The sequence below is a fragment of the Qipengyuania sp. ABI-127-1 genome, from assembly GCA_022953095.1.
Taxonomy (GTDB): Bacteria; Pseudomonadota; Alphaproteobacteria; order Sphingomonadales; family Sphingomonadaceae; genus Qipengyuania.
In genome coordinates, this window is sequence record JALJCR010000001.1 from 952,226 (window position 1) to 978,961 (window position 26,736).

Genomic DNA, 26,736 nt, shown 5'->3' on the forward strand with positions numbered 1-26,736 from the left:
ATCTGTTCTTGCCACCCTCATACCTTTCCTTCGAAGGCGGCTTGCACATCCATGACAAGCAGGGTTAGATCGCGGGTGGAGAGAGTCGCCCCGGAAGTGGCGGCAGATGAGGGGATACCCATGAACGACCTCGCGCAAGCGATCGATTTCGTGCCGCCGGCAAATTGGCCAGCCATGTCGCGGCAGGAGTGCGTCGAGCGCCTGACTGCACCGGGGCAGCGCTTCGAAATGGAAACGATCGACATTCGCGGTGTGCCCACGCGTGTGTGGAAGAACGCGCCCGGCAATTTGCGTCAGGTCGCCATGGCCGGGCGCGTGCATGGCGACCGCCTTTTCGCCATCTATGAGGATGAGCGCGTCACCTATGATGCCTGGTTCCGCGCGGTCGTGCGGCTGGCCGCCGAATTCCGCGCGCGCGGCATTACCAAGGGCGACCGGGTGGCCTTGGCGATGCGCAATCTGCCCGAATGGCCGGTCGCCTTCTTCGCTGCGACCGCGATCGGCGCGATCTGCGTTCCGCTCAATGCGTGGTGGACGGGGCCGGAACTGGCCTTCGGGCTCGCCAATTCGGGCTCGAAACTGCTCGTCTGCGATGCCGAGCGGTGGGAGCGGCTGGCCGACCACCGCGCCGAGTTCCCGGGATTGGAAACGGTGTTCGTCGCGCGCAGCGGAAAACCGGTGGAGGGAGGCGAGCGGCTCGAGGATGTCATCGGCACGCCTCACGACTATGCTGCGCTGCCGCAAGGCGAATTGCCGCACGAGGAGATTGCACCCGAGGACGAAGCGACGATCTTCTACACCAGCGGCACCACCGGCCAGCCCAAGGGCGCGTTGGGAACGCATCGCAATCTGTGCACCAATATCATGTCGAGCGGCTTCAACGCCGCCTATGCCGCTCTGCGACGGGGTGACGTTCCGCCCGAGCCGGTGCAGAAGGTGGGGCTGATGGTTATTCCGCTGTTCCACGTCACTGCCTGTTCGGCCGGGCTGATGGGTTATGTCGTGGCCGGGCACACAATGATTTTCATGCACAAATGGGACCCGGTGAAGGCGTTCCGGCTGATCGAGCGCGAGAAGGTGAATCTGACCGGCGGCGTGCCGACCATCGCCTGGCAATTGCTCGAGCACCCCGAGCGCGGAGAGTACGATCTCTCGAGCCTGGAAGCGATCGCTTATGGCGGCGCGCCCGCAGCCCCCGAACTGGTGCGCAAGATCCACGAGGAATTCGGCGCGCTGCCCGCCAATGGCTGGGGCATGACCGAAACCATGGCGACGGTGACGGGGCATTCGTCCGAGGATTATCTCAACCGCCCCGACAGTTGTGGGCCGCCCGTTGCCGTGGCCGATCTCAAGATCATGTCCGAGGATGGCGAGACAGAGCTGCCCACCGGCGAAGTCGGCGAGTTGTGGGCGCGCGGGCCGATGGTGGTCAAAGGCTATTGGAACCGGCCCGAAGCGACGGCGGAAACCTTCGTCGACGGTTGGGTCCGCACCGGCGATCTGGCCCGGCTGGACGAGGAGGGGTGGTGCTATATCGTCGACCGCGCCAAGGACATGGTCATCCGCGGCGGCGAAAACATCTACTCCTCCGAGGTTGAAAATGTGCTCTACGATCATCCCGCAGTGACCGATGCGGCGCTGGTAGGCATCCCCCACCCGACCTTGGGCGAAGAACCCGCTGCCGTCGTCCATCTCGCGCCCGGCACTTCGGCGAGCGAGGAGGAACTGCGCGAGTGGGTCGCCGCGCGGCTGGCGAAATTCAAGGTGCCGGTGCGCATTGCCTTCGTCCGCGACACTTTGCCGCGCAACGCCAACGGCAAGATTCTGAAAAAGGATCTGAAGGGCTTTTTCGCGTGAACGTTCCCGCCGCCACCCGCAAATTCGGCGAGAAGCGCGAGGCGATCGTTCACGCAGCCGCCGTGCTCATCAATGAAGTCGGCGTGCAGGCGACCACGCTGGCAGAGGTCGCGCGCGCAATCGGGCTGAATGCGACCAGCGTCACCTATTATTTCCCGCGCAAGGAACAATTGGTCGTCGCGGTCTATGACGAGACGCTGGCCCTGATGGAGCGCATGGCGCGCGAGGCGCTCGAACAGGCGGAGCCTGCCGCACGGTTGCGGCATTTCATCGCCGCCCATGTCGCGCTGAGAAAACGCATCCGGGCTGGCGAGCGTGGCCTCGTTACCGCGCTGTCGGAAATCCGCACGCTCGAGCCCGAGGTGCAGGACCCGCTGATGGCGCATTATCTGCGGATCGTCGACCTCGTGCGGCGCTTCTTCGGCGAATGGCGCGACAAGGACGAACGGGCGCTGTTCTCGGCCCGCGCCCATATCCTGCTCGAGGCGATGATGTGGTGGCCGGTATGGTCGATACGTTACTCCGTTCTCGATTTCCCGCGCATTGAAGAGCGGCTGTTCGACGTGCTCGCTCATGGTCTGCCCGCCCGGCGGGGGGCCTTCGATCCGCAACAACTGGTGGGCAATTGGCGCACGCCGGAAGAGGAGGAGGCCGGGCAGAACGAAGCCTTTCTGCGCGCCGCGACGGTGACGATCAACGAACGCGGCTATCGCGGCGCATCGGTCAACCGTATCGCCGAAAGCCTCAACGTCACCAAAGGCAGTTTCTACCATCACCACCAGGCGAAAGACGATCTGGTGCTGGCCTGTTTCCAGCAGAGCTACGATCGCCTTTCCGCAGTGCAGATCGCGGGGCGCGATATCGAAACCGATTACTGGACCCGGTTGTCGAGCGTGCTGGCAGAGCTGGTCGATGTGCAGTTCTTCGACCGCACGCCCCTGCTCAGAACAACCGCGCTGCAGGCGCTTGATGCGGAACACAAGATCAACGTAGTCACCCGGTCCAACCGGCTGGCGCGGCGCTTTGCCGGGATGCTGATCGACGGCATCGCCGACGGTTCGGTGCGCGCGATCGACCCGCTGGTGGCGGGACAGGTAATCATGTCTACCATCAATTCCGCCTATGAGGCGCGCCATTGGGCGGCCCGCTTCGAACGACCCGACCAGGCGATCCAGACTTATCTGTCGGTCATGTCCGAAGGGATGCTCGCCTCATCGGATTGAGGCGCGCGGCTCGCGCACGCGCCAGGTCATCAGCGCCAGGCTGGCGATGAGCGAGGCGAAGGCCGCGACAATCAGCGGAGCATAGCCCAGCGCGGCGATGCTCAGGCCCACGAGGATCGGACCGATCGAGGATACGCCGCCCTCGACCGTAGTGGTCAGCGCAAGGCGCATGGGAATGTCTTCGTGCTCGCCGAATTCGAGCACCAGCGTGACCGCCGCCATCATCCATCCCGAAAAGCCGAAGCCGAGAAAGGCGAAGCTGGCATAGATCAACCAGCCATCGCCGAACACCAGCAGCAATATGCCCGTCAAACTGCTTGCCAGTGCTCCGAGATAGACGGCGCGAAAGCCGATCCGGTCACCGAGCGAGCCCCAGACGAGATTGGACATCGTGTCCGCAGCAAGGAAGGCGAGGCTCAAGCTGCCGATCAGCGCCCCGTCGAGGCCCAGCCGGTCGCCGACATAGAGCGTCCAGAAGGGCAGGCCGACACGTGCGACCGCGGCGAGGCCGTGGGCCATCAGAAAGGCGCGAAAATCGCGGTGCTGCAACAGCTCGCCGAATTGCCCGATCCGCTCGCGCAAGGGCATGACCGGGCGCAGGCGCGGCGCATCGGGTTCGCGAATGCCGAGCTTCAGGACCACGAGACCGATCGATGTCAGCATGAAGGCGAGCAGGAAGGTCGTGGCATAGCCATTCCCAAGCCATTCGCGTTCGATAAAATAATGCCCCGCGACCCAGGCGAGACCGGCGGCGATCAACCCGCCCACCATGTTGCGGATGCCCTGCAGCCGCCCGCGCCGGTCGATCGGGATGAGCTTGGCCATCAGCATCTGGAACGCCACACGCTGCGCGCCGCTGAAAAAGCCCAGCAGCAGGAAGCTGGCGAGCGTCACCACCAGCAGCGCCGTGCCTTCCAGCATCCATGCCGCAAGGGCCAGCGCCAGCACCATAACCCGCATCATCGAACCGACGCTGATGGCATAGGGCAGGATGCGCTTGCGGCTTTCGACCTGCGCGCCCGACAGGATCGGAGAGACCGTGCCTCCCAGTTGCAGCAATGCGGTGCCGAGCCCGACCGCCGCTGCGCTGCCGGTCAGCAGATAGAGATAGGCAGGGATGATGGTGGGGGCATAGATCAGACGGAAGCCCGTCATCCCGAAGACGCCATGCGTCAGATTGGTCGCGTAATTGCGCTTGAGGTTCGCCTCCATAAAGGCGTGATGGCGCCCCCAGACATCGGTGTCCGGGAGCGCCTCATTATCTTCGCCCGCTGAGGCGAATATTTCGCTCAATAGCTGGCGAGCTTGGCGTATCGATCCTTAAGATAGCTCGAAGAGCCCCAGGCCGATTCCAGCACGCGGGCGCGCTTCAGATAAAAGCCGACATCGTATTCGTCGGTCATGCCGATGCCGCCATGCAGTTGGATGCCCTGATTGCTGATCGTGTGCAGCACGCGGTTGGCCTCTGCCTTGGCGATGGTCGCGGCGTGCGCGACGCCGAAACCGCCATCGACCGCCTGCAGCCCCGCCTCGACCGCGCTGCGCATCTGCGCGAGATCGGCGAACAGATCGGCCATGCGGTGCTGCAACGCCTGGAAGGTGGCGAGCACTTGGTTGAACTGCACGCGCTGCTTCAGATAATCGAGCGTGGTGTCGAACACCTGCTGCGCCATGCCGAGCATTTCGGCCGCAGTCAGCACGCGCGCCCGGTCGAGCACATCGTCGAGCAGGCTGTCGCCGCCACCTTCGAGCTTCTCCGCCGCAGCGCCGTCGAAATTCATGTCGGCATGACTGCGCTGATCGGTGAGCTTGCGCGTCGTGAGCGAGACGCCGTCACCCTTTTCGACGAGGTAAAGCCCGTCTTTGGCCGCGACCACGAACAGGTCGGCCCCGTGCGCTTCGTGCACGAAGGCTTTCTTGCCGGTCAGCTTGCCACCCGAAACGCTCGTTTCGATGGCCGAGGGATCGTGATGCGCCCCTTCGTCGATGGCGAGCGTCGCTACCGTCTCGCCGCTGGCGAGCTTCGGCAGCCACTTGGCCTTCTGCTCATCGCTTCCGCCGAGCACGATCGCGCTGGCCGCGATGGTCGTGGCGACGAGTGGGCTGGCGGTCAGCGTCTTGCCGAGTTCCTCGACGACGAGCCCGGCCGATAGGAAGCCGAAGTCCGATCCGCCGTGCTCCTCGGGAATGATGACCCCGGCCCAGCCCATCTCCGCCATCGTGGCATAGGCGTCCGTGTTGTAGGCATGCGGCTCGCCGCTGGCGCGGACCTTGCGAAACTCGGTCACCGGGCTTTCATTGGTCGCCCAGTCGCGCGCCATATCGCGCAGCATTTCCTGTTCTTCGTTGAGAACTGCCATTTTCCGTGCTCCCTCTCTTACTGGTGGTCGAGCATGCCGAGCACGCGCTTGGCGATGATGTTGTTCTGGATTTCGGTGGAGCCGCCATAGATCGTGGTGGCCTTGCCGAAGAGCCAGCCGCGCACCGCCTCGAGTTCGCCGTCGGTGAACTCCTCGCCTTCCCAGCCGAGGCCCTGAAGACCGCGGATTTCGATCAGCAGCTCGCTGCGTTCCTGGCTCAATTTGGTGCCGAGCTTTTTCAGCACCGAGCTGATTTCGGATACGCCGCCCTGCGCCTTGCTCTCCTCGACGGCGCGGCGCGCGGTGAGCAGGAAGGAATTCCAGCGGATCTCGAAATCGGCGATCTTGTCGCGCAGAACCTTGTCGGCGAGTTCGCCCGCCGCATCGGTTTCGCCATACTTCTTGGCGATATCGCCCAGGCTCTGGCCCATCATGCTGGCCAGACGTCCGCCGCCCGATATATTGGTACGCTCGTGCTGGAGCAAGCGTTTGCCGATGGTCCAGCCCTGGCCTTCCTCGCCGACGAGGTTGGCCTTGGGCACCTTCACATTGTCGAAGAAGGTTTCACAGAACGGGCTGGTGCCGCTGATCATGGTAATCGGGCGGACTTCGACGCCGGGTGCGTCCATGTCGATCAGCATGAAGCTGATGCCGCGGTGCTTGTCGCTCTTGTCGGTCCGCACGATGGCGAAGCACTTGTCGGCCCACTGGCCGCCGCTGGTCCAGGTCTTCTGGCCGTTGACGATGTAATGATCGCCCTTGTCCTCGGCGAAGGTCTGCAGGTTCGCAAGGTCGGAGCCGGCATTGGGTTCGCTATAGCCCTGGCACCAGCGGATTTCGCCGCGGCAGATCGGCGGGATATGCTCCATCTTCTGCTCTTCACTGCCATATTCGAGCAGGGTGGGGCCGAACATCATCACGCCCATGCCGCCGATGGGATTGTAGGCCCCGGCCTTGGCGAATTCCTGGTCGATGATCTTTGCCTGCGCCTTGGTCAGGCCGCCGCCGCCATATTGTTTGGGCCAGGTGGGCGTGCCCCAGCCGCGTTCGCCAACCGCCTCGCGCCATGCAGTCATCGCGGGGGTTTCATCGGTCGGGCCATCGACACCGGCCAGCGCATTACCCTTGTTTTTGAGCTCGTCGGGGAAGTTGGCGGCGAGGAATTGCTGCACTTCGGTGCGGAAGGCATCCTCGTCGGCATGGATGTCGGGTTCTAACTGGGTTGCCATGAGTCTCTCCTGAATCTCGGCGACAGGCATACCGCAAAGTTTACGTGCACGGAAATACGCTAGGGCATGCTTGACGAATACCGGCCTTTGCGTCTCAAGCACGCGTATGAGCGAAAAAACAGAACCGACATTGCGGATGCGCAGCTGGCTGTTCGCCCCCGGCGATAGCAACAAAAAGATGGCCAAGGCCGCCGAGGGCGAGGCCGATATCGTGATCTTCGATCTGGAAGATGCGGTGGTCGAAAGCGGCAAGGCGGATGCCCGCGCTGCGATCGCGGAATTCCTTGGTTCGAAAAGCGAGCAGGAACGCGCCCGGCTATGGGTCCGGGTCAATCCGCTCGATGGCGAGTGGACGGCCGATGATCTCGCGGCGATCATGCCCGCGCGCCCCGGCGGGATCATGCTGCCCAAATCGCGCGGGCGGCACGATGTCGAGGAACTCGATCGCCGGATAACCGCGCTGGAGGCGGAGCACGGGATCGAGCCGGGTTCGACACCGGTCATCGCGCTGGTCACGGAAACGGCGGCGGCCATGTTTACCACCGGCGATTATGGCGGCGCACCGCGACTGGCGGCGATGACCTGGGGTGCCGAGGACCTCGCCGATTCGCTGGGGGCGCAGAGCAATCGCGATTTCGATGGCGATTTCGCCTTTACCTACAAGCTGGCGCGCAGCCTGTGCCTGCTCGGCGCGGTGGCGGCGGATGTCATGCCGATCGAGACGATCGACACCAATTTCCGCGATCTGGAAGGATTGCGCAAGCGCGCCATCGAGGTTCGCCGTCAGGGTTATCGCGGAATGCTGGCCATCCATCCGGCGCAGGTGCCGGTAATCAACGAGGCCTTTTCTCCAAGCGAGGAAGAGATCGCCGAAGCGCGGGAAATCATCGCGCTGTTCGAAGCCAAGCCGGACGCGGGAACGATCGGCTGGAAGGGCGGCATGCTCGACCGCCCGCATCTGTCCCGCGCACGCCAGCTTCTGGCGCAGGTCGAAACCTAGGCCTGGAGCTTCGTGACCTCGGTCAGTACCCGCTCGGCCCATTCGGGGCGGCAAATCAACAGATCCGGCATGTAGGTATCGGAATTGTTGTAGATCAGCGGGCTGCCGTCGACACGGCTGGCGTGAAGGCCGTGCGCCAGGGCCACGGCGGCGGGGGCGGCGCTGTCCCATTCGTACTGCCCGCCGGTGTGGAGGTAGATTTCCGCTTCGCCGCGCACCACCGCCATGGCTTTCGCACCGGCCGATCCCATGCCGACCAGTTCCGCACCGATGGCTTCGGACACGGCGACGGCTTCGGCTGCGGGCCGCGTGCGGCTGACGACCATGCGCGGCTTTTCGGCGGCGGGGGGCACCGCGATCGGTGCGTCGGTCCGCAGCACGGTGCCGAGGCCGGGTAGGGCGACCGCGCCGATCTCGGGCTTGCCGTTCACGCACAGCGCTACATGGACTGCCCAGTCGGTACGCGCTTCGCCATATTCGCGGGTGCCGTCCACCGGGTCGACGATCCACACGCGTTCCTTGGAAAGGCGCTCGGCGGTATCCTTGCTTTCTTCGGACAGCAGGCCGTCTTCGGGCCGCTGTTCGCGCAGCGCGTGAACGAGAAACTGGTTGGCGGTCTGGTCACCCGCCTGGCCCAGCGCCTTGCCTTCGAACATGCAGCTTTCGCGGACTTCGATCAGAATCTTGCCCGCCACTTGGGCGAGGTGAGCGGCCAGTTCGGCGTCGGTCATGCTGGAGTATGTCCCCTATTCACAATGCTTGCGGCCCGCATGACAGAGACGGGCCGCCTTGCGAACCCCCGATTTGTTGCGAGTGCGAAATCGGGCGGCGGGGAGCCCTTGCGGTCCTCGTCGATCGCATGGCCGCGCATGACATCGCTCGAAATGCTGTTCGGTGCCCGCCTGGCACTTGCCCTTGCCCGCCCGCACGCCTAGCCAGCCGGGGATGTTCGATCCTCAGGCTTTCCGCGATGCGCTCGGCAGTTTCGTTACCGGCGTCACGATCGTGACCGCGCGCGATGGGGAAGGTCGCCCTTTTGGCCTCACCGCCAACAGCTTCAATTCGGTCAGCCTCGATCCGCCAATGGTACTGTGGAGCCTTTCCTTGCGGTCGCGCACGCTGCCCGTGTTTCGCGACGCGACGAGCTGGGCCGTCCATGTTCTTGCCGCGGACCAGCAGCCTATGTCCGATCGCTTCGCACGACCGGGTGACGACAAGTTTGCCGGACTGGCGGTGATGGATGGGCCTGAAGGGGCGCCTCTGATCGAAGGCTATGCGGCCCGCTTCGGCTGTCGCGCCCGCTTCGAATACGAAGGCGGCGATCATGCGATTTTCCTCGGCGAGGTCGTCGATTTCGACCGTCGCGAAGCTGCGCCGCTGATCTATCACGGCGGGCGCTATGGGCGGGTCATGCGCGCGCCCACGGGCGAGGACCTGGAGCGCGAAGGCCTTGCCGAAACGCTTGGTGGAGAGCTTTCCCTTACGGCGAGCGGTGCCGAGCTGCTGGCGGCGCTCGAGAGTTTGGCGAAGCGCTAGACACCGGGCCTCCGCGCCGATACCCGTTGCGAAAAGCAACCAAGGGAAGAGGCAGCATCATGAAGACCCGTATCACCGAAATGTTCGGCATCCAGCATCCGATCATCCAGGGCGGCATGCATTATGTCGGCTTTGCGGAAATGGCGGCGGCGGTGTCCAATGCGGGCGGTCTCGGTATCATCACCGGCCTGACGCAAGGCACACCCGAAAAGCTGGCCGACGAAATCGCGCGCTGCAAGGACATGACCGACAAGCCCTTCGGCGTGAACCTGACCTTCCTGCCCACCGTCAATGCGCCAGACTATCCCGGGCTGGTGCGCGTCATCATCGAAGGCGGGGTGAAAGTAGTCGAGACCGCCGGCAACAATCCCGCGCAGGTGCTGCCCTTCTTCAAGGATGCCGGGGTCAAGGTGATCCACAAGTGCACCAGCGTGCGCCATAGCCTCAAGGCGCAGTCGATCGGCTGCGACGCGGTCAGCGTCGACGGCTTCGAGTGCGGCGGCCACCCGGGCGAGGACGACATCCCCAATATGATCCTGCTCCCGCGCGCGGCGGACGAGCTGGAAATCCCCTTCGTCGCCAGCGGCGGCATGGCCGATGCGCGCAGCCTCGTCGCCAGCCTCGCAATGGGCGCGGAGGGCATGAATATGGGCACGCGCTTCATCGCCACCAAGGAAGCGCCGGTGCACGAGAATGTGAAGAAGGCGATCGTCGCTGCCAGCGAGCTGGACACCCGCCTCGTCATGCGCCCGCTGCGCAATACCGAGCGTGTGATGACCAATGATGCGGTCGAGGAACTGCTCAGGATCGAGAAGGAAAAAGGCGCCGATCTCAAGTTCGAGGATATCATCGAGCAGGTGGCGGGCGTCTATCCGCGGATCATGATGGAAGGCGACATGGATGCAGGTGCCTGGTCCTGCGGCATGGTGGCGGGCCTCATCAACGATATCCCGACCTGCCAGGAACTGATCGACGGCATCATGACCGAAGCGGAAGAAATCATCCGTGGCCGCCTTGCCGGTTTCCTGAACTAGGGGGCGGATACCGCCATGCTCGACGGCTGAGACGTCTTTTTCAGTACAAGGATACGATCCGGATGAATTCGATTGCTTCGGCCGACCGGCCCGCATGGGCGGCGCTGGTTCTGCCGATCGCCTTGCTGGCGGCTAGCATGCTGTTGTTAGTCGCCGTCGGGGCGGCGGACTATCCCGGAAAGATTGCCAAGAAGATGGGCCACAGCACCGCGCAGGTGGCGATCGCTGCTGCGCTGGTGGTGCTGCTGCACCGGACCGGACTTGCCCGCGAGGCGGGGCTCACGCGGCCCGTGCGTGAGTGGCCACGTGCCTGGCCGCTTGCAGTAATCCCCATGGCGCTCATCGGGCTGATCAATGTGCTGTCGGTCGACTTGCAATCGCTCACGTTCGACCTGCCGAGGACCGCGGGTTGGCTCTACAGCAGCATATCGACCGGTCTGTTCGAGGAAATCCTGCTGCGAGGGTTCTGTTTCTATTACCTCTATCGTGCCTGGCAGGCGCGGCCCAATGCGCTGCTCAAAGCGGGGCTGGCGCAGGCGCTGATCTTCGGCCTCGCGCATGCCTACAACATCTTCCAGGCGCCGCTCGGCGATGTTGTCCCGCAGGTCATCTATGCCACCTTGCTGGGGATCGGCTTCGCCGGGATTGCAGCCTATACGCGCAGCCTGTGGCCGGTGATCGGCATCCACGCCTTTATCAACGCGATGGGCGATCTCGATGTGTTCTTCGGCGTCGAAGCACCCGCGGAGGCGGGCAGCGCGTCAGGCTATCTCGCCGCGATTGCGGTTATGTTCGTCGTCTCGACAATTCCCGGCCTGGCTATGCTGCGCCGCCGCCAGGCGCAGATGAATGAGGCACCGCACCATGCATGATTTACTGGCTCGTCGGCGTCGGCCATTGTCGGCCACGGCCCGCTACCCGCACCAGAATTGAGGAGCTCTTCCATGCTCGATACCAGCTATCGCACCGCCTATAACGAGGACCACGAGGCGTTCCGCGACACCGTGCGCAAGGTCTTCGCCGAGCACATGACGCCCTATCTCGACCAGCACGAGGAAGAGGGCATCGTCCCCCGTTCTGCTTGGAAGGCGCTCGGCGAGGCGGGGATGCTGTGCCCGACGGTCAAGGAAGAGAATGGCGGTCTCGGCCTCGACTTCGGCTTCAACTGCGTGCTTTGCGAGGAACTGTCCTATCTCGGCAGTTCGGCCGGTTTCACGTTGCAGAACGATATCACCGCCAACTACATCGAACGCCTCGGCACCGAGGAGCAACGGCAGAAATATCTTCCCGGCATGGTTTCGGGCGATGTCATTTCCGCCATCGCCATGACCGAGCCGGGGGCGGGCAGCGATTTGCAGGGTATCCGCACCACGGCGGTGAAGGACGGCAACCATCTGGTGGTGAACGGGTCCAAGACCTACATCACCAATGGCCAGAACGCCGATGTCATCATCGTCGTCGCCAAGACCGACCCCACGCAGGGTGCCAAGGGCACGACGCTGGTGCTGGTCGATGCCGATACGCCGGGGTTCGAGCGCGGACGCAATCTCGACAAGATCGGGCAGCATTCTGCCGATACCTCGGAACTGTTCTTTACCGACTGCCGTGTGCCGATGACCAATATCCTGGGCGGCGAGGGGCGCGGTTTCATCCACCTGATGGAGGAATTGCCGCAGGAACGGCTTGGCATAGCCGTGGGCGCACAGGCGGCGGCGCAGCGCGCTTTCGACGAGGCAGTGAACTTCACCAAGGATCGCAAGGCTTTCGGCAGAACCGTGTTCGAATTTCAGAACACCAAATTCGTCCTCGCCGATCTAAAGGCCAAGCTGCAGGTCGGCTGGGCGCATCTCGACTGGGCGATCTCGAAACACCTGCGCGGCGAGCTGACCACCGACGAGGCCAGTGCCGCCAAGCTGTGGCACACCGACCTCCAGTGGGAGGCCTGCGACACGGCCCTTCAGCTGCATGGCGGCGCAGGCTATATGAACGAATATGCCATCGCTCGTCTGTGGCGCGATGCGCGCGTCACCCGCATCTTCGGCGGCACCAACGAAATCATGAAGGAAGTGATTTCACGCTCCATCTGAGAAGGCTCCGCCACTGACCGATCCGTTCGGCTGTTCCGGCAAGAGGGGCTTCGTCCGCGGCGGGACGAGCGGTATCGGCAAGCGTTTCACACATGGCTTTCGCCCGCGGGGCGGGGGGCGGGCTTTCCTACAGGACGCCCGTCTGCGATAACCATGGTGCAGGGCCGCCGATCGCGCCCCCCCCCCCCCGCGGGCAGCCCGGTGTCACCCGCCGATTATGTGAGATATACCCTTTGAATCAATAGGTAAGCGACGAAAGATGCGGGTGACACACTGTCGCCTTTGTCACCCGGACAAGGCATGGATCGCGGACTTGCAGGAAGGATTTGCCAATGGACTACGTCAATCTCGGTCTTTCCGGCCTCAAGGTCTCGCGCCTGTGCCTCGGCTGCATGAGCTATGGTGACACGACACGCGGCTGGCATGGCGACTGGGTGCTGTCGGAGGACGAGAGCCGGCCCTTTATTCGTGAGGCGCTGGAAGCCGGAATCAACTTCTTCGATACGGCCAATATGTATTCGCTCGGCGCATCGGAGGAAGTCGTCGGCAGGCTGCTGGCCGAACATGCCAGGCGCGACGAGATCGTGCTGGCGACCAAGGCTTTCCTGCCCTGGCGGCAGGCGCCCAACACCGGCGGCAATTCGCGCAAGAGTCTGATTCAGGCGCTGGACGACAGCCTGACGCGGTTGAAGATGGATTACGTCGACCTGTTCCAGATCCACCGCTGGGACGACACCACGCCGATCGAGGAAACGATGGAGGCGCTCAACGACATCGTGAAATCGGGCAAGGCGCGCTATATCGGCGCGTCGAGCATGTGGGCGTGGCAGTTCGCCAAGGCGCAGGAAGTCGCCCGGGCAAATGGCTGGACCCGCTTCATTTCGATGCAGAACCACGTCAACCTGCTCTACCGCGAGGAAGAGCGCGAGATGCTGCCGCTGTGCGCCGATCAGGGCGTGGGCGTCATCCCGTGGAGCCCGCTCGCACGCGGCAAGCTGGCGCGCGCCTGGGACGAGAGCACCGTGCGCAGCGAGACCGACGGGTTCGGCAAGACGCTCTACCGCCAGCATCGCGATGCCGACCGCGCGATCGTCGAGGCGGTGGGGACGATTGCCGAAGAGCGCGGCGTGTCGCGCGCCACGGTCGCGCTAGGCTGGCACTTCGCCAAGGGCGTGACCGCGCCGATCATCGGGGCGACCAAGGACGGGCATATCGCCGCAGCCGTCGCCGCGATGGACCTCGGACTGTCCGAGGAAGAAGTGGCCTGGCTGGAAGCGCCTTATCTCCCCAAGGCGCCCGTCGGCGTGGAAACCACCGCGCCGCGCAACTGGTCGCTTTCTGTACTGGACGGCTGAGCGCACGGCCGCTTTCCTACCGAGTGTTACAATCGCGCGCCGGGGGTCACAAACAAGTCACATCACTGCGCCATCGCTCCCCGAGACAGGGTGGGGCGAGACCACGTGCGAACGATCAATATCTTCCTGACCGATCCGATTGTTGGCGAATGGACCGATTTCGAGAACGGCGATATCCGCTATGCTTTCGGGCGCCTCTATCCCGACGGGCCACGGCGCCTTGTCGAAGGGCCGGTCTGCGTCTTTGTCGACTGGGTGATGGACGACCTTTCGGGACTGGAGATGTGCCGACGCCTGCGCTCGGACGGGCGGATGGAAGATGCGCATGTCACCATCCTGCTCGAAGAGGACGATCCCGACGACAAACGCCGGGCCTTGCGCGCGGGCGCCGACGATTATCTGATCGGGCCGATCGACCGCACCACCATTCTCGACCGCGTGATGGCCCTGGAGTCCGGCGGCGGAAGGACGCGCGTGACCGAACGCCTCGAACTCGGACCGCTGCTGGTCGATCTCGCCGCGCTGCAGGCACGGTGGAACGGCCATCCGCTGAACCTTCGCCCCAATGAGTTTCGCCTGCTGCATTTCCTGGCCCAAAATCCCGACCGGGTCCTGTCGCGCGCGGAACTGATTGCCGCCCTCGGCAAACAGGAACCGCCGATCGACGAGCGCACCGTCGATGTCTGGATCGGCCGCCTCCGCCGCGCGCTGCGGTCGGTATCGGCAGGCGAAAGGGTGCGAACCGTCCGCTCGCTCGGTTATGTCTATGACAGCTACGACTGAGCGGCGTTAGAAGCCGAAACCGGTTCGTCCGGTAACGCCCCTCTCTTGGGGTGTTTCTTGTCGAGCAGACGATTCAACGGGTCGGCCACTTCCAGTCGATATCTTGCGAGCCTGCAATGAAGGTTTCGCCCAGATCCTTGTGAAGTTCGATCGATGTGCTTGCCGGGCCTTTTTCGAGTGCCGACACAAGATGTGTCGAATGAGACACCACGAGGATCTGGCTTCGCTCGGCCGCCTTGCAAAGCAGACGCGCCAGCGGCGCAAGCAGTTCGGGATGGAGGCTGCCTTCCGGCTCGTTCAAAATCATCAGTTCTGGAGGACGCGGCGAGAGAAGTGCAGCGACGAGCAAGATATATCGGAGTGTTCCGTCGGAGAGTTCTGCCGCATTCAACGGGCGGAGAAGCCCATATTGCCGCATCTCCACTTGGAAATGTTCGTTCACCTGTAGCGATGCCCCATCGAAAGCATCCGAAATTGCTTCTTCAAGCGCAGCGGAATCGCCGATCTCGACAATGGTCTGTATCGCGGCTCCTACATCCGAACCGTCGCTGGCCAGGATCGGGGTAAACGTTCCAATTCTTGGACGGCGCGCCGGAGCATCGCGGTCCGTGCGCAGATCGTCATAGAAGCGCCATGCACGCATGCGCTCGCGCAAGAGTAGAAGTTCGAGGCCATCGACGGGGTCGGCGCAGTGCGTCATCATACTGTCGCAGGCGGACAAGTCCTTCATGCTGTCCCGCCACACGCCGCTATCGTTGCTGCGAATGCGGACAAGAGAGGCACGCCGATCCGCCAGCAAGTTCGAGGGTTTCAGGTGCGACCCTGTCCAAAGAGCTTCGCTCTTTATCTCGGGATCGTGGCCAAATCGCGTGGTAGACGGCCTCGGCAATCCGAGGTCGATAGCGTATCCGTAATCCTCCGACGAAAAGCCGAGCTTAAGGCTTACCGGGTCGCGCCTTACCGTTCCCTGGACCGGCACTTCGCCCGTACGCATCCGGGAGCTGATTTTTTCCGGGCCGGCCCATAAGGTTGAAGCTAGTCCACCCTCCGCCGCCAATGAGGCGATCGCTCGGCCCTGCGCGATTTCCGATAGCAGCCGAAGCGAGCGATAGAGACTGGACTTGCCGCTACCGTTCGCTCCGGTAACGATGTTCAACGGTCCCAGCTCCAGCTTTACGTCTCGAAGCGAGCGATAGCCAGAAACAGCAAGGCAGGTAATCATGCCATTGAGCTAGCGCTTCATGCCCGGTTGAGCCAGCGTCAAAGAGCCTGTGAAGTCGCGGCGGGAGTGTCTGCCTAGGCGATGGGCGTTTCGATGGTGGTCCGGCCGCTTCCAACCCACAGGGCAGACAGTTCGCGCAGCTGATTTCCGCCTTATATCAAGAAGGGCCGCCCCCCGGCGGCCCTTCCAGGTGTGAAGTCCAGTTCGGCCTAGAATTCGGCGGAAAGTGACACTGCGAAGCTGCGGCCGACGTCGTAGCTGTTGATCTCGATCCGGTTGGTGCCGTTGGTCTGGAACTCGAAATGATCGCGGCCGGTGATGTTCCGGGCTTCGAATTTAAGCTCCATATCGGCTCCCGCCAGTTCGAAACCCTGACGTACCACGAAATCCAGGCGCAGGCCCGGATCCTCGACGATATCGGGCAGCGCGGCGGTTCCGCGGCTGGTCACGCGCTCGCTGGCATAGCTGAGCAGCAACGTCGCTTGGCTGACCTTGTCGAGATCTTCGATCCCCAGTTGCAGGTTTACCAGGTGGTCCGACTGGCCGGTCAGCGGCACACCGTCGCGGAAGAAATTGGTCGCGGGCTGGTCCGCGAAGGGGAACACCCTGGCAATGTCGTCGGCCCCGACCTGCAGATCGGACTTGGTGTAGGTGTAATTGGCAATCGCCACGAGACGCTTGCTGTCCCACCAGTCACCCAGGCTGTAGAGGTCCTTGTTCCACTGGAATTCGAACTCCGCACCATAAAGCTTGGCCGATGGTGCATTGGCGAAGCCGCTGATCTGGTCGTTGTCCGAAAAGCTGGAGAAGACTTCGATCGGGTTCTCGATATCCTTGTAGAACCCGGCAAGGCTGGCCTTGCTGCCCGACCCCCAGTAATATTCGGCGCGCGCCTCGTAGTTCGTCAGCTCGCTGTCGATGAGCGAGGGGTTGCCGTTGAACTGACGGTTGGTTTCCGGATCGAAATAGGTCTGGAAGATCAGTTCACGGAATTGCGGGCGGGCAATGGTCCTCGATGCGTTGAACCGCAACTGGAAGCTGTCGGTTACTTCCCAGGTGAGGGTTGCGCCCGGCAGGAAATAATCGTTTTCGAGCAGGGTCGAATTGCCGGACCCGCTAGGCGCTCCGTCGAGCCCGAGGGGAACCACCTGCTGCGTGGCATCTTCGTAGCGCACGCCGAGATCGAGCGAGACGCCCAGCGTCGGCTCGATCCGCGCCTGAGCGTAACCGGCGACGATTTCCAGGCCAGCTTCGAAGGCCGGGTCCGAGCCCGTGGTATCGAAGATGGTGTAAGTGAACGGCCCGATACCCGCCGCGTCCTGCGCATCGGGATCGTAGCCGAGTTCGATCAGCGAATCGCCGAGCAGGGCATCGGGACGGAACGCACCGAAAACGTCGGGGTAACCGCTCGATGCGCGGATATCGAATTCGCGGCGCGAGGATAGACGCTGCGTGTCCGTATAAGCACCGCCGACCGTCACACCCAGCCAGTTGGCGAACTGGTAGCTGAGGTCGATCCCGCCGTAATAAAGGTCTTCCGTCAGGTCCGAGAGCGCGACGACCGCGCCGCCGCGCTGTGGATCGAGCGTGTTAAGGAAGAGATTGCCGAGCGGATCGTTGTCATTGTTGGTACGGGTATAGGTGAACTCCCACTCATACGGGGCTTCACGCTGTGTCTGGGCATATCCGGCTCGCAGGTCGAGCGAGAGGTCGCCGAATTCCATTTCTCCGGTGAACTGGGTGTCGAATAGCTGCCGTTCGTACCAGCCGGTGTTCTGCACCTGATCGGTATCGTCGTTCTGGAAGTCGGTTCCTTCCGCGAGCGAGGCGCGCTTGAGACTGTCGCGAATGAACAGGTTGACCACGCGGAAGCGATGCTCGCCAACTTCCAGGCCGAAGCCCAGCATGGCGTTGGCAAGAATGCGCTGGTCGGTGGTGAACTGGCGGAAATCGGTGTCGAGATCGAGATCGGTGTTGACCGCAGTCTGACGGGTAATGAAGCGGTTGCGCCACTTATTGCTGAGCGATGCCGTTGCGATGATCCCGAAGCGGCCATCGGAAAAGACATCGAAACTGGTGCCTGCGGTTATGCCCGCCGACCAGTTGACGGGAACAGCATCCGTGCTCTGGAGCAGGATCAGGTTGGGATCGCCCAGCTCGAGCAGGATCGCCTTCTGATCAACATTCGGATCGGACAGGGCAAGGCCGCTGTCGAGATAGTTCTGCAAGGCCGGGCGCGTGGTGCGCCGACCGTCATCGAAACCGAACCAGTCGTAGCTCGATCCGTAATAGCTGTAGCCGGTCCCCAGGGTCGTTTCGCTGTCGCCGGAAATTCCGGCACTGATCTTGACGAAGCTTTCGTCGGGAACGGCGCGGGTGGTGAGGTTGATCACACCGCCGCCGAATTCGCCGGGGAAATTGGCCGAATAGGTTTTCTGAACCAGGCTGGAGGCGATGATGCTGGTCGGAAAGATGTCAAGCGGCACCACGCGGCTCAGCGGCTGGGGCGAGGGGAGCGGGAGGCCGTTGAGCAGCGCGAGCGAATAGCGATCGCCCAAGCCGCGAACATAGACAAGGCCATTGCCCACGGTCGAAAGACCGGTGACGCGGGTCAGCGCGCCGGCAATGTCGCCTTCACCCGTGCGGGCGATGCTGGCGCTGTCGAGCACCGAGACCACCTGCGAAGAGGCACGGGTCACATCCTGCCTGCGGCGGCCGGTCACGACGATGGCTCCGCCGGGAACCGAGATTTCGGGCTCTTCGAACTGCTCCTCTTCGGGCGTATCCTCGATGCCTTCGACCTGTTGTGCCTGAACGGCATCGGTCGCGGGATCGGCTTCGGCGGGAACGCCTTCGGCGCCAGTGCCCACACCGGTATCCTGGGCGAAAGCGGTCCCGGGAATAGTGAGCGCGGTGGTGAGCAGGAGCAGCGCGGTAAGCTGCTTGCCGGTCGACATGATACGAGACCCCCTCATGTTCAGGCCTGGAAAACTGATGCGGAGCCCAGCGATGGCTCCTGTGCGAAAAGCGAATGAGACCGCGGGGTGCGCCGTGGTGCGCATCCCGCGGCCTTTGGAACCGATCAGTAGACCGGCAGGCTCGAGCAGTCGGTGACGTTCGAGTCGAAAGTCACCGTGGCCGAGTTGCAGGTCCAGCCCTGAACCCAGGTGTCGTTGCCCGGATAGGCGGCGCCGATATTCGTCGGGGTGTTGAAGAATGCAGCCAAGGCCTTCGGATCGAAGACCGCGACACCGTTTTCGTTCGAACCGTTGACGAAGGTCATCGTCAGCGTGTTGGTGAAGGCTGCATCGTTGTTCGAACCGCCATCGAAAATCGACTGGGTCTGTGCAGCAGTGACACCGCCGCTACCGTCACGGAAATCGGCGGCACAATCCATCACGAAGCTTTCGAAGACCGGCGGGCCGTCTTCGTCCGGACCGGCACCGGCCGCACGGATCGTTTCCGGAAGGTCGAGACGCAGGCAGGGTGTGCCGCCCGTTGCATCGACCAGAACCGAGTTCACGATCGCGAAATCGGTCCCGCCACGGATACGGATGGCCTGGTCCTGCTCGGCACCGTTGTGGATGAAGGTCGCATTCGAGATTTGCGTTTTCTGGCGTGGGGTCTGCTCTTCCAGGCCGTTATTGGAATCGGCCTCGATGATGGTATCGCCAACATTGGGGCGCTGGACGGCGATCACGTTCTGCATGTTGATCTTCACGCCGGTATCGGTGTCGAGGCTGTCGTCTTCCGCCCCGACGACGATCAGGTTGCGGACGTTGAAGCTACCACCGAAGAATTCGACGCCGTCATCCGAGCTGTTGTAGCTCATGATGTTGTTGATCGTCGTACCGCTGCCGACGCCGCCTGTGGTCAGCGCCTGCAACTCGTTGTCGCCCGAGAGAACGAAGCCGGAATAGCGGAGCTGGACGAATTGCAGGCTGCCCGAGCTGTCGTCCGAGGTTGCGCCGCCGAACAGGGCGGGTTGTACCGCGCCTTCCACCTGGCGTTCGCAGGCTGCCGTGCCCGGCGTCGCGCCCGGAGCGACACAATCCGTAACCGGAGCGCGACCGGAGAGAACGAGACCGCCCCACTGGCCGGACGAGTTGATCGTGTTGAGACCCTGGACATTGTCGCGGCTGGTGAAAATGATCGGACGCGATGCGGTGCCGTTGGCCTGGATCGTGTTGCCACGGTTGACGTTCATCCAGCCCGAACCCTGCGAGAACAGGATCACGCCCGGTTCGATGGTCAGTTCGACATCGGTATCCGCACCGGTGTCGACCGGGCCGCCATCGGTGCCGACATCGACACGGCCGTCAATGCGGTAGAGCAGGCCTTCGATATAGGGCAGGGTCGACGACGCGGTGAAGCGCGAAGGCAGCGTGCAGACGCGGTATTCACCGGTCGGACCATTGATCGTGCCGCTGTCGGTCAGGCCGACCGGATCGGAAATGGTCGGGCAACCGGCCGCCGGGGTGACCAGCGTGGCCGTGGGCGTCGGGGTCGGGGTCGGCGTGGGTGCAGGCGTATTGGTGTTGTTGATGGTGATGTTCCCGCCGGTGCCCGGCGAGACGATTTCGTCGGCGCCGCAACTGGCGAGAGCCAGAGCCGAGCAGCCGAGGACGAGCGAACGATGAAGATTGGTCACGGGTAACGGTCCCCTCAAAAACCGGATGAACTGGATTCGCGAATTCGTTGATCGCGACTCGTCCGCTAGGGGGGCTTCGTGACAGTTTTTGTCGCTTCATGACCGTTGTGTTGCAGTTTCGACCACTAATGCGACGAGACCTGGGGGTTTCGTTGAAAACCGCATCCCAAGCCCATGGATTGCAGAAATATGACAATGTTACAGTTTTGTTGCGGAATGCGGCGAGGCAGGGCACCCATAGTCGCAGAACAGATATGGGAGAGCCGAGATGGCGATCATCGCAAGTGTAACATTGGCGCTTCTGGCGCAGGGTCCGGTCGAGGCAGTCGCAGGCCCGCATTCGGACTACGACGTCGGCTATGAAGAGCTGGTCGCGAACGACAATGCCGCCGCCCGTGCGGCCATTGAGAAATGCGACGAGCTGGCTGCGGACGACCCGGCGCGCCTGATCAATCACGGCATCGCGCTCGCGCGCACGGGCAATTATGAGGCGGCGCGCGCCGATTTTGCGGCTGCCGCGAATGCGCGTGACAGCGTCGAACTCGAGACCGCCAATGGGAAATGGGTGGATTCGCGCCGTCTCGCGCGCAAGGCCCTGGCCATGCTCGACAAGGGCGAATTCGCTCGCTATTATGCATTATCGCTCCGCTAATTCTTCGCAAGACTGCAGAGCCACCCGGCCCGCCTCCTTTGGAAGGCGGGCTTTTTTTATGCGTGTTGTAACCTAGCGACAGTTCGACAGCACAATGCCCTTCCTGTCACTCGCTTGTCATGTATCATCGCCATCGGGACCGGACGGAGGGTGCAATGATTCTCGCACGCTTGGCGCTGGTGATGGGATTGTCCTGCGCGGCGCTGACTGCCTTCCCGGTGAAGGCGGATGTCATGGAAGTCGACGCTGACGGAGCGCGCTGGATAACCGGCGGGGGCACCGCGTCGGCTGCCGCCCAAACCGAATTGGCATCCGCAGGACCGCTGACCGAAGTCCCTGCCGAAATCGTGATTCCGGATGCCGCGGTCGCCGATCCGGGGGAACATGCGCGCCTGGTGCCCGAAAGCTACAAGGCCAAGGTGGCCGAACTCGCCGCTCGCTTCGACCTCAGTCCGACACTCATCGAAGCGCTGGTGTGGCAGGAGAGCCGCTGGCGCGCGAACGCGGTTTCGCCCGTTGGCGCACGCGGGCTCGCCCAGTTGATGCCGGGCACAGCGCGTGATCTCGGTGTCGATCCGGATGATCCCTTCGCCAATCTCGAAGGCGGCGCACGCTATCTACGCGAACAGCTCGACCGGTTCGACGGCGATCTCGAAAGGGCTCTGGCAGCCTATAATGCGGGGCCGGGGCGCGTCATTCGAGCGGGCGGCATTCCCCGCATTCGCGAAACACAGCATTATGTGGCGGCCATTATGGGCCGTCTATCCGACCATTCACGGGAGTAGTTACTTGAGTCGCAAAATCACCCTTCCGGCGGCGCTTGCCGCACTGATGACCCCGAGCGTCGCTATTGCGCAAGGTACCGATCCGGCCGGATCGGGTCCGATCGTCGCCGCGCTTGGCTGGCTACAGGGTACCCTGCTCGGCAATGTCGCCACCGCCGTAGCTGTCATGGCTGTTGCCGCAGTCGGCTTCATGATGCTGACCGGACGCCTCAACTGGCGCTTCGGGGCGACCGTCATTATCGGTGTGTTCATCCTGTTCGGCGCGGCATCGATCGTCGCCGGCATCCAGGGCGTGGCGGGCTGACATGACCGCGCTGGTCCGCCATCCCGTTCACCGCGCGCTGACGCGACCGCAGATGTTCGCGGGGGTGACGTATAATTACTTCATCATCAACGGGATGGTGACGACCGAGGCATTCCTTATCACCGGAAGCTGGCTGGCCTTGCTGGTTTTCGCCGTCATGCACGGCATCGGCTATTTCGCCTGCCTGCGCGAACCGCGGGTCTTCGACTTGTGGATCACCAAGGTCAGCAAATGCCCGCGGGTGGCAAACAACAAGCGCTGGGGGTGCAATTCCTATGCCGCGTAAGGAGAAGTGGAAGGGCGCCGCTGCCTGGAGCGCGAAGGAAGCGCGGGCGGGCGATCGCCTTCCCTATCTTCGCCTGATCGATGAAAGCACCATGCTGCTGCGCGACGGCAGCGTGATGACCGCGATTCAGGTTCCCGGACTCTTGTTTGAGACCGAGGACAGCGAAGCGCTCAACGCCCATGCGGCAACGCGCGAGGTGGTGCTGCGCTCCACGCTCGATGCGCGTTTCGTTCTCTACCACCACGTCATCCGCCGCCGCGTTTCGGTGGAGCTGGAGGCGCAGTATCCCGATCCGATCAGCCGCCATATCGACGAGCGCTGGCGCGAGCGGCTCGGCTCGGGCCAGCTATTCGTGAACGACCAATTCATTACGCTGATCCGCCGGCCCGCACGCGGCAAGGCGGGGCTGGCCGAACGCATGAGCAAGAAGTTCAAGCGCGGTGGCGGCGAACGGCTCGAAGCCGATCCCAAGGATTTGCGATCCTTACGCGCCGCCTCGCAAGGGCTGGTGGCTTCGCTATCTGCTTACGGTGCGACCCCGCTCGGCGATTACGTCGGACCGCAGGGTCATACCAATTCGGAAATGCTCGAGCTCTTGAGCGCGCTCTACAACGGCGAAATGCGCCCCGTGCGCAAGCCTGCCGACGATGTCGACCTGGGACACATGCTGCCCTATCGCCGGGTCAGCTTCGGCCTCGATGCGATCGAGATGCGCGGCTCGGGCGCGCCCGATTTTGCCGCGATCCTGGGCCTCAAGGACTATCCCGAAGCGACCTCGCCGGGGTTGCTCGACAGCCTGCTGCGCCTGCCGTTCGAAATGGTCGTGTCGGAAAGCTACGCGCCTGCCGAGCGCCAGACCGCGCGCGAACGCATGGATCTGGCCATCCGGCGCCTGAAAAGCGCGGACGAGGAAGCTGCCGCCGAGCGCGCCGACATGATGGCCGCGCGCGATGCGCTGGGCAATGGCGCGGTCGGTTTCGGCGACCATCACCTGACTGTCATGGTCAAGGAACAGGGTCTCGGCCGCCTCGACGACGCCATGGCCGCCTGCGCCGCCGCACTCGCCGATACCGGCGCGATCGCGGTGCGCGAGGATACCAATTGCGAGCCCGCCTTCTGGGGACAGTTCCCGGGCAATGAGAGCTATCTCGTCCGCCGTGCGCTGATCTCCTCCGCAAATATGGCCAGCTTCGGTAGCCTGCACGGCTTCGCGCTCGGTCAGGCCCAGGGCAATCACTGGGGCGAGGCGGTGACGCTGCTGGAAACAACCAGCGCGACCCCGTTCTTCTTCAATTTCCACCACGGCGACCTGGGCAATTTTTCGGTCATCGGGCCGAGTGGGTCGGGCAAGACCGTGGTGATGAACTTCCTCGCCGCGCAGGCGCAGAAGTTCAGCCCCCGCACCATCCTGTTCGACAAGGACCGCGGCGCGGAGCTGTTCGTGCGCGGGATCGGCGGACGCTACGACTCCATCCGCGCGGGCGAACCGACCGGCTTAAACCCGCTCGCGCTGCCCGATACTCCCGGCAACAAGGCTTTCCTGCGCGACTGGCTGGGCGTGCTGCTCAAGGCCGAGGGGCCGGAGGAAGAGGCGACCATCGCGGGAGCGGTGGACGCGACCTATGCCAATGATGCGAGCTTGCGCCGCCTGCGCCACTTCAAGGAACTGCTCTCGGGCAGCCGCCGTCCGCAACCGGGCGACCTTGCCGACCGCTTGAGCGCATGGATCGGTTCGGGTGAGAATGCCTGGCTGTTCGACAATGCCGACGACAAGCTCGACCTGACCGCGCGCGTGCTCGGCTTCGACATGACTGCGCTGCTCGAGAACCCGAAGCTGCGCACGCCGACCATGATGTACCTCTTCCACAGGATCGAGGAGCGGCTGGACGGCAAGCCGACCATGATCCTGATCGACGAGGGCTGGAAGGCGCTCGACGACGAGGTTTTCGCCGCGCGCATCCGCGACTGGCTCAAGACGCTGCGCAAGCGCAACGCGCTGGTCGGTTTCGCCACGCAGTCGGCGCGCGATGCACTCGAAAGCCGCATTTCGACAGCATTGGTCGAGCAGACCGCGACCATGGTCTTCATGCCCAACAGCCGTGCACGGCCGGAAGATTATTGTGACGGCTTTGGCCTCACCGAGCACGAGCTGGCGCTGATCCGCACGCTACCCGCGCACAGCCGCTGTTTCCTCGTGCGTCAGCCGGATGCGAGCGTGGTGGTGCGGCTCGATCTGTCGGGCGCGCCCGAAGTGCTGACGCTGCTTTCGGGCCGGGAAAGCTCGGTTCGCCGCCTCGACCTGCTCCGCGAAGCATTGGGCGATGCGCCCAGCGAATGGTTCCCCGCGCTCACCGGCACAAAGTGGCCGGGTGGCGCTAACGACGAAGGGGAGGCGGGGGTCGAAGCCCTCGGCCTCGCCGCGGAGTGAGCGTGAATTGCCAGCAGGCCGCCGAAGGGGTCGGCAATGGCGTCGCCGCCGCGCTGCGCGGTGTCGACTGCATTGCGGGTGAAGCGAGCGCTGCCGCGTTCGGCCGCCTGTTCGCGCCGGGCGGATCGCTCGGCACGGTGCTGACGCTGGTCCTCACGCTGTTCATTGCGCTGTTCGCCTTCGCCCTGCTGACCGGGCGCACCAATATCGGCATTCGCAGCCTTGTCCCGCGCATGATGACGCTTGGCCTCGTACTCACTTTCGCGACGAGCTGGATCGCTTATCAAAGCGTGGTCTGGAACCTCGCGGTCGCAACGCCCGATTATCTCGCTGGCATCCTGACTGGAATGAGGGGGTCGGCGACCGATACCTTCGCACAGAAAATCGACGTGGTTTTCATTGCGATTCAGGAAGCGAGCGGCGCGAATGAAGAATTCTCCGCCTTCTCGCCCGAAGGCATGATGTGGCTGGGCGCGATGCTGTTCATGCTCGGCACGGTCGGGCTGCTGGTGACGACCAAAATCGCACTCGGCGTCCTTGTCGCGCTGGGTCCGATCTTCGTGGTCATGGCGCTGTTCAACGGCACGCGCGGATTGTTCACCGGCTGGATCAAGGGGCTGACCATGTGCGCTCTGGCCCCGCTGTTTGCAGTGCTTGGCGGTAGTATCATGCTTGAACTCGCCGTGCCGATCCTCACCGCATTGACCGCCACGCCCGGCCAGGTCGATCCGCAGGCCGGAATGGCCTTTTTCATGATCGGCGCGGTCCATGTCGCTTTGATGGTCCTCGTCCTCAAGGTGGCCGGGGCCATGGTTGCGGGCTGGACTGTCTTCGGCCTCGTCTCCGACCGGGATGAGAAATCGGCCCCTGTCGCGGTGCCGCAGCAGGCAGCACCTGCCGCCGCGCTTACGCAGGCGCAGGCGGCCAGCCAGGCCAGCTCGCAGGCGCGCAGGATCGACGTTTCGGCAGTGCCGACCGCGCATGCCGCTAATGATGGCGCTTCCCCGGGCGCAGGCGGAGGCGCGCGCGTGACCAAGGTTTATGCGACGTCTTCGGGTTCCGCCCAGCAATCACCCACCAGCAAGGCCCGCGCCCGCGGGTCGGGCATTGGCAGCCGGTTCAAATCCGCATCGCCCAAGGCCCTGGACCGTTCGATGGAGAAACACGCATGACCCGCGCGCTCATTCCCGCGCTTGCTCTCGCTCTGCTGGCCGCGCCCGCCGCAGCCCAGGACCCCCGCCTCGTCGAGTTGCTGTATGACGAGGCCAAGGTGGTTCGCGTCGAAGGCCGGGTGACCGTGCAGGCCAGCATCCTGTTCGGTGACGACGAAGTGATCGAAAACGTCGCGATCGGCGACAGCGCGAGCTGGCAGGTCACCCCAAACAAGCGCGCGAACATCCTGTTCGTGAAGCCGCTGGAGGCGCGGGCTTCGACCAATCTCACGGTCATAACCAGCAAGCGGACCTATCTGTTCGATCTCGTCGCCAATCCCAATGCCAAGCCGCTCTACCTGATGCGCTTTGCCTATCCGGACGAGCCGGAAGAGGAACAGGACGTGCAGATGGCTGCCGGGCCGAATTCGCTCGAAGCGCAAGCTGCGCGCGATCCCTATGCGGTGGTCGATCCGGCGGGTCTAAATTTTGGCTGGAATGCCTCGGGTGCTCCCGAATTGCTGCCTGAAAACACCTATGACGATGGGACCGCCACCTTCCTTACGTGGCCCAATGGCAAGGATGTGCCCGCCATTCTCGTTACCAATAGCGAGGGTGTGGAAGGCCCGGTCAATTTCACCGTGCGCGGCGATACCATTGTGGTCGATGGCGTTCCGCGCAAGATCGTGCTGCGGTCGGGCAAGGACAGCGCCCAACTGGTCAATACGGGGCCAGAACGGCCCGCAACTTCCGCGAGCGGTAAGCCCGCTCTCGCCTCGAAGGGGAGGTAAAC

23 protein-coding genes are annotated in these 26,736 nt (G+C 63.4%); 16 read left to right on the top strand and 7 right to left on the bottom strand.

What is annotated here, in order from left to right; all coding sequences use genetic code 11:
• Positions 1-120: 120 nt before the first annotated feature.
• Positions 121-1,857 carry a class I adenylate-forming enzyme family protein gene (locus MUY37_RS04615; RefSeq protein ID WP_499194219.1) on the top strand — a complete coding sequence of 579 codons (1,737 nt, stop codon included), beginning with the start codon at positions 121-123 and terminating at the stop codon, positions 1,855-1,857.
• Complete coding sequence (locus MUY37_RS04620; protein WP_499194220.1) at positions 1,854-3,080, top strand: TetR/AcrR family transcriptional regulator; 1,227 nt, start codon at positions 1,854-1,856, stop codon at positions 3,078-3,080. Before MUY37_RS04615 ends, MUY37_RS04620 begins: the two co-directional genes overlap by 4 nt.
• Here the strand turns inward: MUY37_RS04620 and MUY37_RS04625 are convergent.
• Genes MUY37_RS04625 through MUY37_RS04635 form a run of 3 tightly spaced genes read right to left on the bottom strand, consistent with a single transcriptional unit; the run spans position 3,069 to position 6,669 of the window.
• Positions 3,069-4,373: an MFS transporter gene (locus MUY37_RS04625; protein ID WP_499194221.1), complete on the bottom strand. Its 1,305-nt coding sequence runs from the start codon at positions 4,371-4,373 to the stop codon at positions 3,069-3,071. The genes MUY37_RS04620 and MUY37_RS04625 overlap by 12 nt on opposite strands.
• Positions 4,370-5,440: an acyl-CoA dehydrogenase family protein gene (locus MUY37_RS04630; protein WP_499194222.1), complete on the bottom strand. Its 1,071-nt coding sequence runs from the start codon at positions 5,438-5,440 to the stop codon at positions 4,370-4,372. Before MUY37_RS04630 ends, MUY37_RS04625 begins: the two co-directional genes overlap by 4 nt.
• Positions 5,441-5,457: 17 nt before the next feature.
• Positions 5,458-6,669, bottom strand: a complete 1,212-nt coding sequence (locus MUY37_RS04635; protein WP_499194223.1) for an acyl-CoA dehydrogenase family protein — start codon at positions 6,667-6,669, stop codon at positions 5,458-5,460.
• A 106-nt stretch (positions 6,670-6,775) separates the two neighbouring features.
• Between MUY37_RS04635 and MUY37_RS04640 the strand changes: the two genes are divergently transcribed.
• Positions 6,776-7,669 (top strand): HpcH/HpaI aldolase/citrate lyase family protein, encoded by an 894-nt coding sequence (locus tag MUY37_RS04640; protein WP_499194224.1) that lies wholly within the window; start codon positions 6,776-6,778, stop codon positions 7,667-7,669.
• Here the strand turns inward: MUY37_RS04640 and MUY37_RS04645 are convergent.
• Positions 7,666-8,400, bottom strand: a complete 735-nt coding sequence (locus tag MUY37_RS04645) for a 3'(2'),5'-bisphosphate nucleotidase CysQ (RefSeq protein ID WP_499194225.1) — start codon at positions 8,398-8,400, stop codon at positions 7,666-7,668. The genes MUY37_RS04640 and MUY37_RS04645 overlap by 4 nt on opposite strands.
• A gap of 214 nt (positions 8,401-8,614) precedes the next feature.
• Here MUY37_RS04645 and MUY37_RS04650 point away from each other — a divergent pair, with 214 nt between their 5' ends.
• The 6 genes from MUY37_RS04650 to MUY37_RS04675 all read left to right on the top strand — a co-directional run bounded on the left by MUY37_RS04650 (position 8,615) and on the right by MUY37_RS04675 (position 14,464).
• On the top strand, positions 8,615-9,205 hold the full coding sequence (locus tag MUY37_RS04650; RefSeq protein WP_499194226.1) for a flavin reductase family protein: 591 nt from the start codon (positions 8,615-8,617) through the stop codon (positions 9,203-9,205).
• Positions 9,206-9,264: 59 nt separating this feature from the next.
• A complete protein-coding gene (locus tag MUY37_RS04655; protein WP_499194227.1) occupies positions 9,265-10,239 on the top strand; it encodes an NAD(P)H-dependent flavin oxidoreductase in 975 nt (324 codons plus the stop codon).
• A gap of 62 nt (positions 10,240-10,301) precedes the next feature.
• Complete coding sequence (locus tag MUY37_RS04660) at positions 10,302-11,111, top strand: CPBP family intramembrane glutamic endopeptidase (RefSeq protein ID WP_499194228.1); 810 nt, start codon at positions 10,302-10,304, stop codon at positions 11,109-11,111.
• 72 nt (positions 11,112-11,183) lie between these two features.
• Positions 11,184-12,326: an acyl-CoA dehydrogenase family protein gene (locus MUY37_RS04665; protein ID WP_499194229.1), complete on the top strand. Its 1,143-nt coding sequence runs from the start codon at positions 11,184-11,186 to the stop codon at positions 12,324-12,326.
• 332 nt (positions 12,327-12,658) lie between these two features.
• The gene (locus MUY37_RS04670; RefSeq protein ID WP_499194230.1) at positions 12,659-13,681 is read left to right on the top strand and encodes an aldo/keto reductase; all 1,023 of its coding nucleotides are present in this window, start codon (positions 12,659-12,661) and stop codon (positions 13,679-13,681) included.
• Positions 13,682-13,786: 105 nt separating this feature from the next.
• Entirely contained in the window at positions 13,787-14,464 is a 678-nt protein-coding gene (locus MUY37_RS04675; RefSeq protein WP_499194231.1) for a response regulator transcription factor, read from the top strand.
• A gap of 73 nt (positions 14,465-14,537) precedes the next feature.
• On the opposite strand, the gene MUY37_RS04680 is transcribed toward MUY37_RS04675, so the two are convergent.
• From MUY37_RS04680 to MUY37_RS04690, 3 genes are all read right to left on the bottom strand, one after another.
• Entirely contained in the window at positions 14,538-15,686 is a 1,149-nt protein-coding gene (locus tag MUY37_RS04680) for an AAA family ATPase (RefSeq protein ID WP_499194232.1), read from the bottom strand.
• A 209-nt stretch (positions 15,687-15,895) separates the two neighbouring features.
• Positions 15,896-18,643 (bottom strand): TonB-dependent receptor domain-containing protein, encoded by a 2,748-nt coding sequence (locus MUY37_RS04685; protein WP_499194233.1) that lies wholly within the window; start codon positions 18,641-18,643, stop codon positions 15,896-15,898.
• Positions 18,644-18,768: 125 nt separating this feature from the next.
• On the bottom strand, positions 18,769-20,337 hold the full coding sequence (locus tag MUY37_RS04690) for a beta-helix domain-containing protein (protein WP_499194234.1): 1,569 nt from the start codon (positions 20,335-20,337) through the stop codon (positions 18,769-18,771).
• Positions 20,338-20,605: 268 nt separating this feature from the next.
• Here MUY37_RS04690 and MUY37_RS04695 point away from each other — a divergent pair, with 268 nt between their 5' ends.
• From MUY37_RS04695 to MUY37_RS04725, 7 genes are all read left to right on the top strand, one after another.
• Entirely contained in the window at positions 20,606-20,989 is a 384-nt protein-coding gene (locus tag MUY37_RS04695; RefSeq protein WP_499194235.1) for a hypothetical protein, read from the top strand.
• Between the two features lie 155 nt (positions 20,990-21,144).
• The gene (locus tag MUY37_RS04700) at positions 21,145-21,774 is read left to right on the top strand and encodes a lytic transglycosylase domain-containing protein (protein ID WP_499194236.1); all 630 of its coding nucleotides are present in this window, start codon (positions 21,145-21,147) and stop codon (positions 21,772-21,774) included.
• 4 nt (positions 21,775-21,778) lie between these two features.
• Positions 21,779-22,078, top strand: coding sequence for a TrbC/VirB2 family protein (locus MUY37_RS04705; RefSeq protein ID WP_499194237.1), 300 nt, complete (start codon positions 21,779-21,781; stop codon positions 22,076-22,078).
• Between the two features lies 1 nt (position 22,079).
• Positions 22,080-22,364, top strand: a complete 285-nt coding sequence (locus MUY37_RS04710; RefSeq protein WP_499194238.1) for a VirB3 family type IV secretion system protein — start codon at positions 22,080-22,082, stop codon at positions 22,362-22,364.
• Positions 22,354-24,792 (top strand): VirB4 family type IV secretion/conjugal transfer ATPase, encoded by a 2,439-nt coding sequence (locus MUY37_RS04715; RefSeq protein WP_499194239.1) that lies wholly within the window; start codon positions 22,354-22,356, stop codon positions 24,790-24,792. Before MUY37_RS04710 ends, MUY37_RS04715 begins: the two co-directional genes overlap by 11 nt.
• Positions 24,789-25,964, top strand: a complete 1,176-nt coding sequence (locus MUY37_RS04720) for a TrbL/VirB6 family protein (protein ID WP_499194240.1) — start codon at positions 24,789-24,791, stop codon at positions 25,962-25,964. Before MUY37_RS04715 ends, MUY37_RS04720 begins: the two co-directional genes overlap by 4 nt.
• Entirely contained in the window at positions 25,961-26,734 is a 774-nt protein-coding gene (locus MUY37_RS04725) for a TrbG/VirB9 family P-type conjugative transfer protein (RefSeq protein WP_499194241.1), read from the top strand. Before MUY37_RS04720 ends, MUY37_RS04725 begins: the two co-directional genes overlap by 4 nt.
• Positions 26,735-26,736 lie beyond the last annotated feature (2 nt).

Coding starts and splice junctions, on each gene's coding strand:
- MUY37_RS04725 (WP_499194241.1), top strand. CDS start 25,961: ATGACCCGCGCGCTCATTCCCGCGCTTGCTCTCGCTCTGCTGGCCGCG.
- MUY37_RS04615 (WP_499194219.1), top strand. CDS start 121: ATGAACGACCTCGCGCAAGCGATCGATTTCGTGCCGCCGGCAAATTGG.
- MUY37_RS04695 (WP_499194235.1), top strand. CDS start 20,606: ATGGCGATCATCGCAAGTGTAACATTGGCGCTTCTGGCGCAGGGTCCG.
- MUY37_RS04715 (WP_499194239.1), top strand. CDS start 22,354: ATGCCGCGTAAGGAGAAGTGGAAGGGCGCCGCTGCCTGGAGCGCGAAG.
- MUY37_RS04665 (WP_499194229.1), top strand. CDS start 11,184: ATGCTCGATACCAGCTATCGCACCGCCTATAACGAGGACCACGAGGCG.
- MUY37_RS04700 (WP_499194236.1), top strand. CDS start 21,145: ATGATTCTCGCACGCTTGGCGCTGGTGATGGGATTGTCCTGCGCGGCG.
- MUY37_RS04635 (WP_499194223.1), bottom strand. CDS start 6,669: ATGGCAACCCAGTTAGAACCCGACATCCATGCCGACGAGGATGCCTTC.
- MUY37_RS04640 (WP_499194224.1), top strand. CDS start 6,776: ATGAGCGAAAAAACAGAACCGACATTGCGGATGCGCAGCTGGCTGTTC.
- MUY37_RS04655 (WP_499194227.1), top strand. CDS start 9,265: ATGAAGACCCGTATCACCGAAATGTTCGGCATCCAGCATCCGATCATC.
- MUY37_RS04650 (WP_499194226.1), top strand. CDS start 8,615: ATGTTCGATCCTCAGGCTTTCCGCGATGCGCTCGGCAGTTTCGTTACC.
- MUY37_RS04645 (WP_499194225.1), bottom strand. CDS start 8,400: ATGACCGACGCCGAACTGGCCGCTCACCTCGCCCAAGTGGCGGGCAAG.
- MUY37_RS04670 (WP_499194230.1), top strand. CDS start 12,659: ATGGACTACGTCAATCTCGGTCTTTCCGGCCTCAAGGTCTCGCGCCTG.
- MUY37_RS04710 (WP_499194238.1), top strand. CDS start 22,080: ATGACCGCGCTGGTCCGCCATCCCGTTCACCGCGCGCTGACGCGACCG.
- MUY37_RS04680 (WP_499194232.1), bottom strand. CDS start 15,686: ATGATTACCTGCCTTGCTGTTTCTGGCTATCGCTCGCTTCGAGACGTA.
- MUY37_RS04685 (WP_499194233.1), bottom strand. CDS start 18,643: ATGTCGACCGGCAAGCAGCTTACCGCGCTGCTCCTGCTCACCACCGCG.
- MUY37_RS04660 (WP_499194228.1), top strand. CDS start 10,302: ATGAATTCGATTGCTTCGGCCGACCGGCCCGCATGGGCGGCGCTGGTT.
- MUY37_RS04630 (WP_499194222.1), bottom strand. CDS start 5,440: ATGGCAGTTCTCAACGAAGAACAGGAAATGCTGCGCGATATGGCGCGC.